A 14,380-nucleotide genomic window follows, 5' to 3' on the forward strand; every position below is an offset into this window, starting at 1 on the left:
GGACCAGGCCCGGGTCCGGGGCCCGGCCGGGCCTGGTCCGGGCCGGGCGCCTGTTGGGTGCGCTGCCCGTCAGCCGGTCAGGCCTCGAACCTGGTGATGCGGACCGCCCCCTGGACCGTGCCGGGCGCGCTGCTGGTCAGCGTCAGCCGCAGCGCGGAGCCGCGGACCGGGTCGAAGGTGAGAGCCGTCGGCGCGTCCGAGGCGGCGGCCCAGTCGACGGCCGCCCCGGTGACCGGCACATGGCGCTCGCCGTCCCAGACCTCGGCCTCCACCGACGCGGGCAGGCTGTGCGTGGCGTCGACGGTGAAGGACACCTCCACCCGGTCGAAGTCCCGGACGCGTCCGTAGTCCACCGAGACCCAGTCCCTCGCCCGGGCCCCGCCGAACGCGGGCAGCAGGGCGGTGGCCGCCTTGGCGAAGGCGTTGGACCAGCCGGTGGCCGGGTCGCCGTCCAGCAGGGCGGCGGGCAGGGTGTCCGGGCGGCCGGAGTAACTGGCGTCCGCGTAGGGGTGGCCGACGGGCGCCGGGAGGTCCGGGGCGAAGACCGCGGCCGGGGTGGTCGCCGTCGAGCGGGCGTGCGTGGTGTGCACGGTGGCCGTGCCCTTGCGCAGGCCGTCCACGCGCGCGGTCACCTTCAGGGCGCCGGCCCGGGCGCCGGAGCGCACGACGGCGAGGGCCTTGCCGTGGAAGGCGGTGCGCGTACTGGCCTGATAGCGCTCGGCGCTCTCCTCCCGCCCGTTGTCGAGGCCGGCGAGGGAGCCGCCGGTCACCTCGAAGGAGATGAGGTGTTCGGCGTCGGGCACCACGGTCCCGTGCGCGTCGACCACGTCGGCGGTCACGAAGACCAGTGAACGCCCGTCCGCCGGAAGGGACTTGCGGTCCGGGGTGAGGCGTACCGCGTGCGGGGCGCCCGCCGTGCGCAGGACGTCGGTGGCCACCGTTCTGCCGCCTCGGCGGGCCACCGCCCTCAACTCGCCCGGCCGGTAGGGCACCCGCCAGGTCAGGTGCAGCTTGCCCGCGCTGCCGTTGGGGCTGGTGTAACTGCCGGGATAGGGGCCGGTGGTGAAGGTCCTGTCGTCGCGCGTGGCCTCGGTGGTCTCCAGGTAGGCGCGGCCGTCGACGGTCTTCTTGGTGTCGAACTTCCGTACGCCCAGGGACCTTCCGTTGAGGTACAGCTCCACGGTGTCGACGTTGGAGTAGGCCCACACCTCGACCGTGTCGCCCGCCTCGTGGTTCCAGGTCATCGGCAGCAGATGGACCATCGGCTCGTCGACCCACTGGCTCCGGAAGAGGTGGTACATGTCCTTCGGGAACCCGGCCGTGTCGACCGCGCCGAAGAAGGACGCCTTCACCGGGAAGACGTTGTACGGGGTGGGCTCGCCTATGTAGTCGATGCCGGACCACAGGAACTGCCCGGCGAACCACTTCCGGTCGCGGTCCTTCTTGTGCCCGTACTCGCCGCTCATCGTCCAGGAGGCGAGGTTGTTGTCGTAGGAGGAGGTCGCCCGCCGTCCGGGTGTGTGGTTCTCGCCGGTGTTGAGGTGCTCGGGTTCCTGGTAAGTGCCGCGGGTCGAGGTCTCCGAGGACGACTCGGACTCGAAGAGGAACAGGTGCGGATAGGTCGCGTGCAGGACGTCGACGGACTTGGCGGTGTTGTAGTTCAGGCCGAGGCCGTCCAGCTTGGCGAGCATCAGGTCGGCGGCGGAGCCCTTGGCGGGCGGGGTGCGGTACTTGTCCGAGCCGATGATGAGCGGGCGGGTGTCGTCGGCCGCCCTGATCGCGGTGATGATCCGGTCCGCCATGGCGAGTCCGGCGGTGGAGGTGGAGTCCGTGATCTCGTTGCCGATGGACCACAGGAGGACGGCGGGCGAGTTGCGGGCCGCGAGCACCATCTCGGTGGCGTCCCGCTCGCACCACTCGTCGAAGAACCGCCCGTAGTCGTACCGCGTCTTGCCGGTCTTCCAGCAGTCGAAGGCCTCCACCAGCATCACGATGCCCAGTTCCTCGCAGACCCGGATCATCTCCGGGGACGGCGGGTTGTGGGAGGTGCGGAAGGCGTTGACGCCCATCGACTTCATGATCGTCATCTGTCTGCGGACGGCGTCTACGCTGATGGCGGCGCCGAGCGCGCCCAGGTCGTGGTGCAGGTCGACGCCCTTGATCTTGGCGTACCGGCCGTTGAGGTGGAAACCCTCGTCCGGGTCGAAGCGGAAGGTGCGGATGCCGAACGGGGTGCGGTAGGTGTCGGTGACCCGGCCCGCGACGCGCAGCTCGGTCTCCAGCGTGTAGCGGTGCGGGGTGTCGAAGTCCCATCGCCGCGGATCGGTCACGGTGAGTTCGTGGATCTCGGTGGCCTGCTCGGCGACGGCGGCCGTGGAGGACATACGGGCGACGGTGCGGCCGTTCGGGGCGACGACCCGGGAGACGACCTCGACGTCCGCGCTCGCGCCGGAGGCGTTCGCCACGGTGGTCGCGACCCGGACGACGGCCCGTTCGTCGGTGACCTCGGGGGTGGTGACGCGGGTGCCCCAGCGGGCCACGTGCACCGGCTCGGTGACGACCAGCCGGGCCTCCCGGTAGATGCCGCTGCCGGAGTACCAGCGGCTGCTCGGAAGCCGGTTCTGCACCTTGACCGCGATCACGTTCTCGGTGGTCCCGTCGGTGTGCAGCAGGTCGGTGAGGTCGAAGGCGAAGCCGGTGTAGCCGTAGGGGTGGTGGCCCACCTCGGTGCCGTTGCAGTAGACGTACGAGTCCATGTAGACGCCGTCGAACTCGACCGAGATCCGCCGGCCGGCGTGACCGGGCGGCAGGGTGAAGGCGAGGCGGTACCAGCCGAGGCCGCCGGGGAAGAACCCGGTGCCGCTGGTCGTGCCGTTCTGCGTGGTGGGAGTCTGCTCGATGCTCCAGTCGTGCGGAACCGCCACCACCCGCCAGGCCGAGTCGTCGTGGTCGGGGGCGGCGGCGTCCGCGTACTGCCCGGTCGGGTCGGTGATCCCGCCCGGATTGACCAGCGCGAAGCGCCAGCCGTCACGCAGCGCGAGCGCGCGGCGGCCGGAGGCGCCCACGGCGGCCCCGGCGGCCTCAGCCGCAGGCGTGCCGAGGAACGCTCCGGCGGCCGGTGCGGCCGCGGAGGCGAGAAGGACCGATCTGCGAGTGACCGTCATGGCCGGCTCTCCCTCATCAGGAACCAGAAGTACTCACAACTGATCGTTAACAAACAGAATCTGACGACGGGCGACTCCTGTCCGTCAAGGGTGCGGGGGTATCTCCCGTCCCTGCCCGGCCCAGGGCCACGCTCGCGCGAGATCAGGCCGGTTTTGCCCCTTGACCGGGGCGGGAACTCGAGGTCCTGGCGAGCCGTGGGGGTTCCCGTCCGCACCGGAGCAGGACACACTAGGCTGGAACGGAAGTGGCGTGCCTGTTCACTGTGAGTGTCCGCGATGGAGTGCCGAGATGAGCCCGGAGTATCCGTTCGACGAGGCCGCGACGGCCCGGGCGGTCATCGACGACTCCGGCGCTCTCGTCGCGTGGAACGAGGGCGCCCGGGCTCTGCTCGGCTGGGCCCCGGCCGACGTCATGGGTCGGCCAGCCGCGGAACTCCTGGCCGACGGGTCGCCCGTCCTCACCGGAACACGCTGGGACGGAACGGTCACTTTGCGCCATCGCGAGGGTCGTCCGGTTCGGGTGTGGCTGCTCGCCCACCACTCTCCGGCGCGGGACGACGATCCGGAGCACTGGCTCGTCGTCTCGCCGCTGGCAGCGAGCGGTCCCGGCTCCTCGGACGACCTCCTCGCCACGGCGGGGCTGATCCAGTCCCCCTGCGCCATCGCCGTCTACGACGAACGCCTGCGGCTGCGCCGGATCAACGACGCGATGCGTGAGGTCATCGGACTGCCCGAGGAGCGCATCCGGGGGCTGCGGATCGCCGAGATCGGCGGCGGGCCGCACAGCGCGGAACTCGAACAGCACATGCTGGGCGTGCTCACCAGCGGCCGGCCGCAGGACGTCCAGACCTACGCGCGCAGCGGCGGCGAGGACCGGGCGCACGCCTGGCTGGCCCGGTTGGCACCCGTCACCGACGCCGGCGGCCGGGTGCGGGGCGTGTGCCTGGCCGCCCACGACTTCACCGAGAACTACCTCGCACGCGAGCGGCTCCAACTGGTCAACGAGGCGAGCGTGCGCATCGGCAGCACCCTCGACGTCGTGCGGACGGCGCAGGAACTGGCGGAGGTCTGCGTGCCCGCGCTCGCCGACTTCGTCAGCGTCGACCTGCTCGACCCGCAGGACGGCGGAGAGCTGCCGAGCCGGTTCGTCCCGCCGCTGAGCCTGCGGCGGGCCGCGCACCACTCGGTCAACCCCGGCAGTCCGGAGGCGGTGGCCAAGCCCGGGGACGTGCAGGAGTACCCGACCGGGTCGCCGCAGGCCGACTCACTGGTCGCCGGGCACACCGTCATCGGCACCACGGAGGGGGGCGGTCTGGACGCCTGGCTCGCCTGGGACCCGGTGCGCGGCGCGCGGGTCCGGGAGCTCGGCATCCACTCCACGATGTCCGTGCCGATCCGGGCCCGGGGTATGACACTCGGCGTCGCCGTCCTCACCCGGTTCCGCCGGCCCGACCCGTTCACCCCCGACGACGTGCTGCTGGCCGAGGAGGTCACGGCCCGGGCCGCCGTCTGCATCGACAACGCCCGCCGGTTCTCCCGCGAGCGTGAGACCGCCCTCGCCCTCCAGCGCAGCCTGCTCCCGCGCACCCTGCCGCGCACCGCCGCCGTCGACGCCGCCTCCCGCTATCTGCCGGCCGCCCGCGCCGGCGTCGGCGGCGACTGGTTCGACGTGATCCCGCTGTCCGGGATGCGCGTCGCCATGGTCGTCGGGGACGTCGTCGGACACGGCATCCAGGCCTCGGCCACCATGGGCAGGCTGCGCACCGCCGTGCGCACCCTCGCCGACATCGACCTCGCGCCCGACGAGCTGCTCACCCACCTGGACGACCTGGTCGTCCGGCTGTCGGAGGAGGCCGGTGCCGAGGGCAGCCCCGGCGAGGTCGGCGCCTCCTGCCTGTACGCGGTGTACGACCCCGTGTCGCGCCGCTGCACCATGGCGAGGGCCGGGCATCCCCCGCCCGTGGTGCTGCGGCCGAACGGCGCGGCCCGGCGGGTCGAGCTGCCCGCCGGCCCCGCGCTGGGCCTGGGCGGGCTGCCGTTCGAGTCGGCCGAGCTGGAGCTCTCCGAGGGCAGTGTGCTCGCCTTCTGCACCGACGGTCTGATCGAGTCGCGCGAGCGGGACGTGGACGCCGGTCTCCGGGCGCTGTGCGAGACGCTTTCCGTGTACTCGGACTCCCTGGACGAGACCTGCGACCGGATCCTGCACACCCTGCTCCCGCCCGGCGGCGCCGCCGACGACGTGGCCCTGCTGCTCGCGCGCACCCGAGGCCTGCCCTCCTCCCAGGTCGCCACCTGGGACATCCCCGCCGACCCCTCGCTGGTCGCGCCGATCCGCAGACAGGCGGTCGAGCAGCTCGCCCGCTGGGAGCTGAGCGAGGCGTCCTTCACCACCGAACTGGTGGTGAGCGAACTGGTCACCAACGCCATCCGGTACGGCGCCCACCCCATCCGGCTCCGGCTGATCCACGACGCGACGACGCTGATCTGCGAGGTGTCCGACACCAGCCACACCGCCCCGCACCTGCGCCGGGCGAAGACCTGGGACGAGGGCGGCCGCGGCCTCCTGCTGGTCGCCCAGCTGACCCAGCGCTGGGGCAGCAGACACACTCCCGAGGGCAAGACGATCTGGGCGGAGCTGAGCCTGTTCGAAGAGGAGTGAGACGGCCTTCCGCCCACTTGGCAGGCGTTTTACCCGGGCGTGTTTTCATGGACGGACACCCGGACCAGTTCGATGGGCGGGCACCGCCGCACCCCGCTCCCGGAGATCCACATCAACGCCCCGCTCGCCGAAACGCTGTCCGTCGTCCTGCTCGCCGCCGCACTCGGATGGGCCGTGCTGCGCCCCGCCGGACGGTCCGAGGCCCTCGTCGCCGTCCCCGCCGCCGCTGTGGCGATCGCCCTCGGGGCGGTCTCGCCGGAGCACGCGCTGGCGGAGGCCGAGCGGCTCGGGCCGGTCGTCGGCTTCCTGGCCGCGGTGCTGGTGCTGGCGCACCTGTGCGACGTCGAGGGCCTCTTCACCGCGTGCGGGGCGTGGATGGCCCGGCGGGCGGCGGGCAGCCCCCGGCGGCTGCTGGTCGCGGTGTTCGCGCTGGCCTCGGTGATCACGGCCGTGCTCAGTCTGGACGCGACCGTGGTGCTGCTGACACCGGTGGTGTTCGCCACCGCCGCCCGGATGGGGGTGCGCTCCAAGCCGCACGTCTACGCGTGTGCGCACCTGTCGAACACGGCCTCACTGCTGCTGCCGGTCTCCAACCTCACCAACCTGCTGGCGTTCACCGCGAGCGGGCTGAGCTTCACCCGGTTCGCCGCCCTGATGGCATTGCCCTGGGTGGTCGCGGTCGGGGCCGAGTACCTGGTCTTCCGGCGCTTCTTCGCCGACGACCTGCCCGCCGCCGAGCCCGTCGCCGCCGACGGCCCGGCTCCCGAGCTGCCGCTGTTCGCGCTGATCACCGTCGCCTGCACCCTCGTCGGGTTCGTGGTGGCGTCCGCGGCCGGGACCGAACCGGCGTGGGCCGCGTTCGCCGGGGCCCTCGTCATGGCCGGGCGCGCGCTGGCGCGGCGGCGGGTGACCCCGGTCGCCGTGGTGCGGGCCGCCGCGCCGGGGTTCCTGGCGTTCGTCCTCGCGCTCGGGATCGTCGTGCGCGCGGTCGTCGACAACGGGCTCGCCGACGCGCTGCGGCACGTCCTGCCCGACGGTCCGGGCCTGCTCGCCCTGCTCGCCGTCGCCGCGCTGGCCGCCGTCCTGTCCAACCTGATCAACAACCTGCCCGCGGTGCTGGTCCTGGTACCGCTCGCCGCCCCGGCCGGGACCGGGGCGGTGCTGGCGGTACTGCTCGGGGTGAACATCGGCCCGAACCTGACGTACGGCGGATCGCTGGCGACACTGCTGTGGCGGCGCGTGGTGCAGGCCCGCGAGGAGCATGTCGGGCTCGGGGAGTTCACCCGGCTGGGGCTGCTCAGCGTGCCGGCCGCGCTGGTCCCGGCCGTCGTCGCGCTGTGGGCCTCGCTCCAGGTGGTCGGCGTCTGACCGCCGGCTCCTCGGATCAGGGGCGTCCGGCGCCGAATCCGGAGCCGTATCCCCCGTAGCCGTAGCCGCCGTAGCCCCCGTAGCCGTACCCGGGGCCGCCGTAGCCGTATCCGGAACCGCCGGACGAGCCCGGCTGGCCGCCCCACGAGCAGCCGTAGTACGAGCAGGACGTGGTGTCCGGGCCCGAGGAGGAGCTCGTCGGGCCGGCGGCGCCCGGCGTGGAGGACGGCGTCGGCGTGGGCGTCGGGGACTTCGCGGCCTTGGGCGTGGCGGCCGGCGCCGGGGCGCCCGAGGGGGTGCTGTCGGCGCCCCAGTTGACGAACTGCATCTGCGGGTCGGGCTGCGAGGTGTCGATCACCCAGCGCTGGGCGGCGCTGTCCACCCGGTTCTTCAGGACGAGGGCGCCCGATCCGTCGGTGGCGGCGGGCGCCAGCGCGAGGTTCTGGCCCGAACGCGGGACGAGGGTGCCCTGGAGGGTGAAGTCGTACCGGACGTTCTTGGGGTCGGGCTGGGAGGCGCCCGCGCAGGCGGCCAGCCGCACCGAGAAGCCGAGGTGGGAATCGAGGCACAGGTCGGCGTTGGCGGCGCTGCGCACCAGCCCGTCCGGTTCGTACGACCACTGCTGGACGCCCACGGAGGAGCAGGCGGCCAGTTCGGTCTCGGCACCGGTGACGGCCTTGCCGCCGACGATGCCGATGCACAGCCCGGAGGCCACGTTGTGCAGCCGGCCGCGCAGGGTGCCCTGGGCGTCGTCGCCGGCGCCCACCCAGGACGGGTCGGAGGTGGCCGTGTCCGTCCCGGGGGCGTCGGTCTTCGCCGCCTCGTTGCCCGCGGTCGGGGCGGTTCCGTCCCCGGAGCCGAGGGCGGCCCACACGCCGAGCGGCAGAACCACCAGCCCGCTCACGGTCAGGACGGCGGCGGCGAGGTTGCGGCGACGGGCACGGCGGGCCGCCTTCTGGGCCGAGCGGCTCGATCCGGGGCGGGAGTCGCCGCCGGGCACGGACCCGGTACGGGAGGCCGCGGCTCCCCGCGATCCGAGCCGGGAGATCACCCCTGCCCGCAGTCCGGCGCGGGGGATCGCGCCGGCTCCCGGTCGGGTGCCGGGCGCCGCGGGTGCGGGGGTCCCGTCGGTGAAGGCCTCGCCCGAGTAGCTCCGGGGCTGTTCCGCGGGCGCCTCGACGGGTTCACCGTCGCCGGCCATCCTGAGCTCCACATAGGCCGCGGCGGCCCAGCCCAGGACGCCCTCGGCCAGGGCGGCGCCCAGCAGCCCCTCGAACTGCCGCAACTGGTCGGCGGTGTGCAAGCAGTGCCGGCACTGCTCCAGGTGGGTGCGCAGGTCGGGGTCGAGGTCGGCGCCCCCGCGGCGGCAGGTGACGTCCAGCAGCCGGTCGTACCGGTGGCACTCGTCGTCGGTGGCGAGTTCGCGGTGCACCTGGAGGCACTCCTCGCGCAGCCGCTCGCGGGCCCGGGGCAGTTCGGCGCGGGCGCCCTCCTCCTCGAGGCCCAGCAGCCCGGCCGGGACCGCCAGGGGCTCGGCCTCGACCTCGGTGTGCCAGAGCAGGCAGCGGGCGGACTGGGGCAGCCGCTGGAACGCCCGGGACAGGATGCGCCGGTTCAGCGGTGGCAGCAGTCGGGCAGCCGCGTCACGGTCCTGTCCCTCGGAGCGCAGCGCCGGGTGCAGCAGGTCACGGCGGCCGTCGGCGTCCCATTCGCCGGCGATGCGGCGCACGGTGACCAGCAGATGGGGGCGCCACGCGGCCGTCGGCCCGTTCTGCCGCAGGCTCTCGCCGAACAGCCGGGTGAAGGCGGCCGTGGTGAGCATGCCTGCCGCGCGCTCGCCGTCGGTGCACAGCCGTGCGTAGGCGAAGGCGGCCGCCCAGTGGCGGTCCAGCAACTCGCCGACGGGATGCAGTGCGGGAGACGCCCCCGTCCACTTCTTCAGCTCGGAGCTCAGCTGTTCGTCCGTCGCGTCGAAGCGGCGCGCCGAAGGGGAATTCGACAGGCCTGCGTCATTCACGGTCTGCATTCCTTCCGGGGGCATGCGGCATAAAGTCCATACCATCGGGTATGCGATCCCGCCCACGAAGCGGGATCGACTCGCACAGGGTTCGGCGCCTCTGACGTCCGCGGGGGACCGCTCTTTTGAAGCGTGGGGGGTGTGAACGGGAGGCGTCTCGTGCGCAACGGCGGAGAAAGCGTTGTCCGTGCGCCGACAAGGCACACCTTCGCACAGCCGGACCAGGAGGAACAAGAGATCCAGCGGTTTCATGCATTGTGCGCGACGCGAATAATTTTGACGAAACGTCAACCGCGGAACGCCCTGTGGGGTGGTCACTGTATCGGTGTCCCATTTGATGCCCCTTTCGATGCGCCATTCGGGACGGCAATTGCCGCGCGCATTCCGTCCCGGTACGCGCCGGGCGGGGTGCCGTGACGCGCCCGGAAGACACGGCTGAAGTGGAACGCGCTGGCGAAGCCCGAGGCCGACGCCACCCGTTCCACGGACAGGTCGGTGCCCTCCAACAGCCGGACGGCGTGGCGCAGTCGTGCCTCGCGCAGGGCCCGCATCGGGGAGTGACCGACCTGCTCCGTGAACAGATGGGCGAAGCGCGAGGGCGACAGCGCGACCTCCGCGGCGAGCGAGCGGACGGTGTGCGGGGCGCCGGGGTCGGCCGCCATCCGCGCCTGCGCCCGGCGGACGCGGTCGTCCGGACCGGGCGGGGACGCGGGGGTCCGGGCCGAGGCGGCGGCCAGCAGAACGGCCTCTTCCAGCGCGCACAGTACGAGTTCCCGGGCGGCGGAGCCATGGGCCATGACGATCCCCGGGTCACCGGCCGGCGCCTGCGCGCCCGTCCACCGGGCGTCGGCGTACATCCGCCGCCAGGCCCCCTCCACGCGGTCGTGCAGAGCGGCCGGGACGGGACCGACCGTGTACAGGCCGTCCGGACCGTCGCCGGTGCCGTACGGGCGGAGCCAGGGTGTCCAGGAGGGCCGGGCCTGGCAGTGGGCCCACCAGAACCGCCAGTGCCGGGCGCCGGGTTCGACGGCGTAGGCGTGCGGGACGCCCGGCGCGAGCACCATCAGGTCCCCGACGCCCGCCCGCGCCTCGCTCCCGCCCTGTCGCAGCCGGCCGCTCCCGCCCGTCGTCCAGACGAACAGCCAACTGTCCGCTCCCCCGGGCCGGTCGACGCCGTATCCGGCGTCCGCGTCCTCGTCGAAGTGACCGACCACCACGAGACCGGGCGGCGGGGAGGGGTGTCCGGACCCGGCAGTCCCGGGCAGGTCGTCAGCACGCATGGGCATCCTCCCGGGACGGCGCGTCGGCCTAGCGTGGCAGGTCGGGGCCAGTGGGCCGGAGAACCGGTGGGCCGGTCGATCGAGGAGGACACGTATGACCGTCACGGGCATCGGCGACGCCGGGACACCCATCCTCGCTCAGGCGGAACTGAGACAGTACCGGCAGGACGGGTTCACCGTCGTACGCGGGCTCTTCGGATACGACGAGGTCGACGCGTTGTGCGCGGAGTTCACCGAGTTGCAGGCGGCAGGGCGGCCGGTGCCCGGGCACTTCGAGCCGCGTCCCGGCGCCGCCGACCCGCTGCACGCGTACCCCCGCGTGATGCACCCGCACGAGATCAGTGCCCCGGCCCGGCAGGTGCTGCTGGACGCGCGGCTGCGGGGCGTGCTGGAGGAGCTGCTCGGTGAGGAGGTGCTGGCCGCGCAGAGCATGTTCTACTTCAAGCCGCCGGGCGCCCGGGGTCAGGCGCTGCACCAGGACAACTTCTATCTGCGGGTCGAACCGGGCACCTGCGTGGCGGCCTGGCTGGCCTGCGACGTGATCGACCGGGACAACGGCGGCCTCGAGGTCGTACCCGGCACGCACCGGATGGGGCTGTTCTGCCCGGAGGAGGCGGACGCGGAGGTGTCGTTCGCGCGCGAGTACGTGCCGCCGCCGCCCGGGCTCGCGGCGGTGCCGGTCGACATGGCGCCGGGTGACGTGCTGTTCTTCAACGGCAGCCTGGTGCACGGGTCGCGGCCCAACCGCAGCGGCGACCGGTTCCGCCGGTCGTTCATCGGGCACTATGTCGGGCGGTCGGCGGAGCGCATCGGGCAGTACTACCGGACCGTGTCGATGGGCGGTGAGCGGGTGCCGCTGGCGGTCAGCGAGGGGGCGGGGCCCTGCGGTACCGACTTCGCACCGCAGGGCCCGCACTAGGCGCTGCTTCTCTCAGTGGCCGGCGATCGGGTGGGGCTCGTAGAGCTCCTCCAGTTCCGCCAACTCCTTTTCGCTCAGGGCCAGTTCGGTGGCCGCCACCGCGTCCTCGAGATGCCGGGGCTTCGCCGCTCCGATGATCGGGGCGGTCACCGTGGGCTGGTGCAGGAGCCAGGCGAGGGCGACCTGGGCGCGTGGCACGCCCCGGTCGGCCGCGATGCGGGTGACCGCCTCGACGGTGCCTCGGTCGCCCTCCGGATAGAGGGAGTTGCCGAATCCGTCCGTGGAGCTGCGGCCGGTCTCGGTGCCCCAGTCGCGGGTGAGCCGACCGCGGGCCAGGGGGCTCCACGGCAGTACGCCGACGCCCTGGTCCGCACACAGGGGCAGCATCTCGCGCTCCTCCTCGCGGTAGAGGAGGTTGTAGTGGTTCTGCATCGACACGAACTTGGTCCAGCCGTGCCGCTCGGCCGTGTACTGCATCTTGGAGAACTGCCAGGCGTACATCGAACTCGCCCCGATGTGGCGGACCTTGCCCGCCTTCACCAGGTCGTGCAGCGCCTCCATCGTCTCCTCGACCGGGGTGTGCGGGTCGAAGCGGTGGATCTGGTACAGGTCGACGTAGTCGGTGCCGAGGCGGCTCAGGCTGTGGTCGATCTCGGACAGGATCGCCTTGCGGGACAGTCCGGCGCCGTTGGGTCCGGGCCGCATCCGGCCGTGCACCTTCGTCGCGAGGACGATCTCGTCGCGTCGGGCGAAGTCGCGCAGCGCCCTGCCGACGATCTCCTCACTGGTCCCGTCGGAGTAGACGTTCGCCGTGTCGAAGAAGGTGACGCCCGCCTCCAGGGCCTGCCGGAGGAGCGGACGCGACGCCTCCTCGTCGAGGGTCCACTCGTGCGCGCCCCGGTCGGGAAGTCCGTAAGTCATGCAGCCCAGACAGATCCGTGACACGTCCAGACCCGTCGAACCGAGCTTCACGTACTGCATCGTCGCCGCTCCTGACATAGGTGTGGGGTACAGGAGTGGAGCGTACGTCGGCGTGCATCACGAGGGCCGGCCGCACGTGCGGGAGGGCCGGAGCGTCATCGAGGCCGAGCGGGCGAGTCCGCCCGCGGGAGCCGCGCGAACGGTCGCGGTGGCTGCCTCCCGGCACGGCGACGGACATCACCGTATGACTCAGTCGATCAGGTCCAGCGCCCGTTCCCATCCGAACTCGTCGCCCTGAGTACGGTCGTGGGGATTCGCGAACCGCACGCCCATGGCGCGCAGCCGTATCAGACTGTCCCGGTAGGCCGGGTGGGCCGCGAGGGTCTCGTTCACGCAGGGCAGGACCCCGACGGGGATGCCCAGCCCGCAGACCTCGCACAGGGTGCCCAGCGCGAGGGTGTCGGCGATGCCCGCGGCCCACTTGTTGACGGTGTTGAAGGTGGCCGGGGCGACGACGACCGCGTCGGGTTCGGGGAACGGCCGCGGGTCGCCGGGGCGCCGCCAGACGGAGCGGATCGGGCGCCCGGTCTGGGCCTCGACGGCGGCGGTGTCGAAGAATCCGTTCATGGCGTGCGGCGTCGCGATGACGCCCACGCGCCACTCCCGCTCCTGTGCGGCGGTGATCAGCCTGCCGATGTCCGAGGCGATGCCGGCGGCGCAGACGACGACGTAGAGAAAGGGCGGCTGCTCGTCCTGTTCGGTCACCCGCGCACCCTACTCAAGCGGGAAGGACAGCCCTCGTTCGGTCTCGGGGCGCGGCCCGTGGATGCGCCGGTCCGCCTCCTCGATCGGCACGTCGTCGATGCTCGCCTCGCGGCGGGTCATCAGCCCGTGCTCGTCGAACTCCCACAGTTCGTTGCCGTAACTGCGCCACCACCGCCCGGTGGCGTCGCGCGACTCGTACTGGAAGCGGACGGCGATGCGGTGGCCGTCGTGCGCCCAGAGGTCCTTGCGGAGCGCGTACTCGTGCTCGCGCGCCCACTTGGCGGTGAGGAACTCGACGATCGCGGCGCGGCCGGCGAGGAAGGTGTCGCGGTTGCGCCAGACCGAGTCCTCGGAGTAGGCGAGGGCGACCCTGCGCGGGTCACGGGTGTTCCAGGCGTCCTCGGCGGCCTGGACCTTCTGTGCCGCGGTCTCCCGGGTGAACGGCGGCAGGGGCGGACGGGTGTCCGGCATGGCGGCTCCTGGCTTCTCGGAGGGACAAGCGAAGAGAACGAGCGTTCTCTTCGCTTGGCTGCTAACGTAGAGAACGCTCGTTCTCCCGTCAAGGAACCCCTGAGGAGCGGTGGTCGCCGATGGACAGCGCAACAGCCCGTGAGCAGGCGCTCGACGCCGCGGAGAAGCTGTTCTACGGGCGCGGCGTGCAGTCCGTCGGGATGGACGACCTCCGGGGCGCCTCGGGGGTGTCGCTCAAGCGCCTGTACCAGCTCTTCCCGGCCAAGGAGCAACTGGTGGAGGCCTACCTGGAGCGGCGGGACGTGCGCTGGCGCGGGCTGCTCGCGGAGTCCGTCGCACGGCGGGACGACCCCCGGGAACGGATCCTGGCCGTGTTCGACTGGCTGGCGGAGTGGTTCGGCGAGCCCGACTTCCGCGGCTGCGCCTGGATCAACGCGTACGGCGAGCTGGGCGCGACCTCGGAGCGAGTGGCAGGCCAAGTCCGTTCGCACAAGCGGGCGTTCCGCGCGTACCTCGGCGAGCTGGTGGCCGAGGCCGGGCTGCCCGACGCGCTCACCGGCTCGCTGTTCCTGCTGGCGGAGGGCGCGATGGTGACGGCCGGGATCAGCGGCGGCGCCGCCCCGGCGGCGGAGGCACGTGAGGCGGCGCGCCTGCTGCTGGGCTGAGCAGTGACCCGGACGGCCGTCAGCCGACGGCGGAGGCACGTGAGGCGGCGCGGCTGCTGCTGGGCTGAGCAGTGACCCGGACGGCCGTCAGCCGACGGCGGAGGCACGTGAGGCGGCGCGGCTGCTGCTGGGCTGAGCAGTGACCCGGAAC

General features: G+C 72.8%; 10 protein-coding genes. 4 read left to right on the forward strand and 6 right to left on the reverse strand.

What is annotated here, in order from left to right; genetic code table 11:
- Positions 1 to 77: 77 nt before the first annotated feature.
- Entirely contained in the window at positions 78 to 3,164 is a 3,087-nt protein-coding gene (locus ACIPFH_RS14160) for a glycoside hydrolase family 2 TIM barrel-domain containing protein (RefSeq protein WP_401826157.1), read from the reverse strand.
- Between the two features lie 289 nt (positions 3,165 to 3,453).
- Between ACIPFH_RS14160 and ACIPFH_RS14165 the strand changes: the two genes are divergently transcribed.
- Both ACIPFH_RS14165 and ACIPFH_RS14170 read left to right on the forward strand, forming a co-directional pair.
- Complete coding sequence (locus ACIPFH_RS14165; protein WP_401826159.1) at positions 3,454 to 5,823, forward strand: SpoIIE family protein phosphatase; 2,370 nt, start codon at positions 3,454 to 3,456, stop codon at positions 5,821 to 5,823.
- A gap of 72 nt (positions 5,824 to 5,895) precedes the next feature.
- Positions 5,896 to 7,191: an arsenic transporter gene (locus tag ACIPFH_RS14170; protein ID WP_401826874.1), complete on the forward strand. Its 1,296-nt coding sequence runs from the start codon at positions 5,896 to 5,898 to the stop codon at positions 7,189 to 7,191.
- A gap of 16 nt (positions 7,192 to 7,207) precedes the next feature.
- Here ACIPFH_RS14170 and ACIPFH_RS14175 read toward each other — a convergent pair whose 3' ends face one another.
- Positions 7,208 to 9,217: a ricin-type beta-trefoil lectin domain protein gene (locus tag ACIPFH_RS14175; RefSeq protein ID WP_401826876.1), complete on the reverse strand. Its 2,010-nt coding sequence runs from the start codon at positions 9,215 to 9,217 to the stop codon at positions 7,208 to 7,210.
- 305 nt (positions 9,218 to 9,522) lie between these two features.
- Positions 9,523 to 10,488, reverse strand: coding sequence for a helix-turn-helix domain-containing protein (locus ACIPFH_RS14180; RefSeq protein ID WP_401826161.1), 966 nt, complete (start codon positions 10,486 to 10,488; stop codon positions 9,523 to 9,525).
- 94 nt (positions 10,489 to 10,582) lie between these two features.
- Between ACIPFH_RS14180 and ACIPFH_RS14185 the strand changes: the two genes are divergently transcribed.
- Complete coding sequence (locus ACIPFH_RS14185) at positions 10,583 to 11,407, forward strand: phytanoyl-CoA dioxygenase family protein (protein WP_356263888.1); 825 nt, start codon at positions 10,583 to 10,585, stop codon at positions 11,405 to 11,407.
- A gap of 12 nt (positions 11,408 to 11,419) precedes the next feature.
- Here the strand turns inward: ACIPFH_RS14185 and ACIPFH_RS14190 are convergent, their stop codons facing one another.
- From ACIPFH_RS14190 to ACIPFH_RS14200, 3 genes are all read right to left on the reverse strand, one after another.
- A complete protein-coding gene (locus tag ACIPFH_RS14190; RefSeq protein ID WP_401826164.1) occupies positions 11,420 to 12,388 on the reverse strand; it encodes an aldo/keto reductase in 969 nt (322 codons plus the stop codon).
- 189 nt (positions 12,389 to 12,577) lie between these two features.
- Positions 12,578 to 13,093 (reverse strand): flavoprotein, encoded by a 516-nt coding sequence (locus ACIPFH_RS14195; protein ID WP_401826166.1) that lies wholly within the window; start codon positions 13,091 to 13,093, stop codon positions 12,578 to 12,580.
- Positions 13,094 to 13,102: 9 nt separating this feature from the next.
- Positions 13,103 to 13,564, reverse strand: coding sequence for a DUF1348 family protein (locus ACIPFH_RS14200; protein ID WP_401826169.1), 462 nt, complete (start codon positions 13,562 to 13,564; stop codon positions 13,103 to 13,105).
- 119 nt (positions 13,565 to 13,683) lie between these two features.
- On the opposite strand from ACIPFH_RS14200, the gene ACIPFH_RS14205 reads away from it, so the two are divergent.
- Positions 13,684 to 14,229, forward strand: a complete 546-nt coding sequence (locus ACIPFH_RS14205) for a TetR/AcrR family transcriptional regulator (protein WP_401826171.1) — start codon at positions 13,684 to 13,686, stop codon at positions 14,227 to 14,229.
- The last annotated feature ends 151 nt before the right edge of the window (positions 14,230 to 14,380 follow it).

Origin of the sequence: Streptomyces sp. NPDC088157 (genome assembly GCF_044741545.1) — a bacterium.
Taxonomy (GTDB): Bacteria; Actinomycetota; Actinomycetes; order Streptomycetales; family Streptomycetaceae; genus Streptomyces.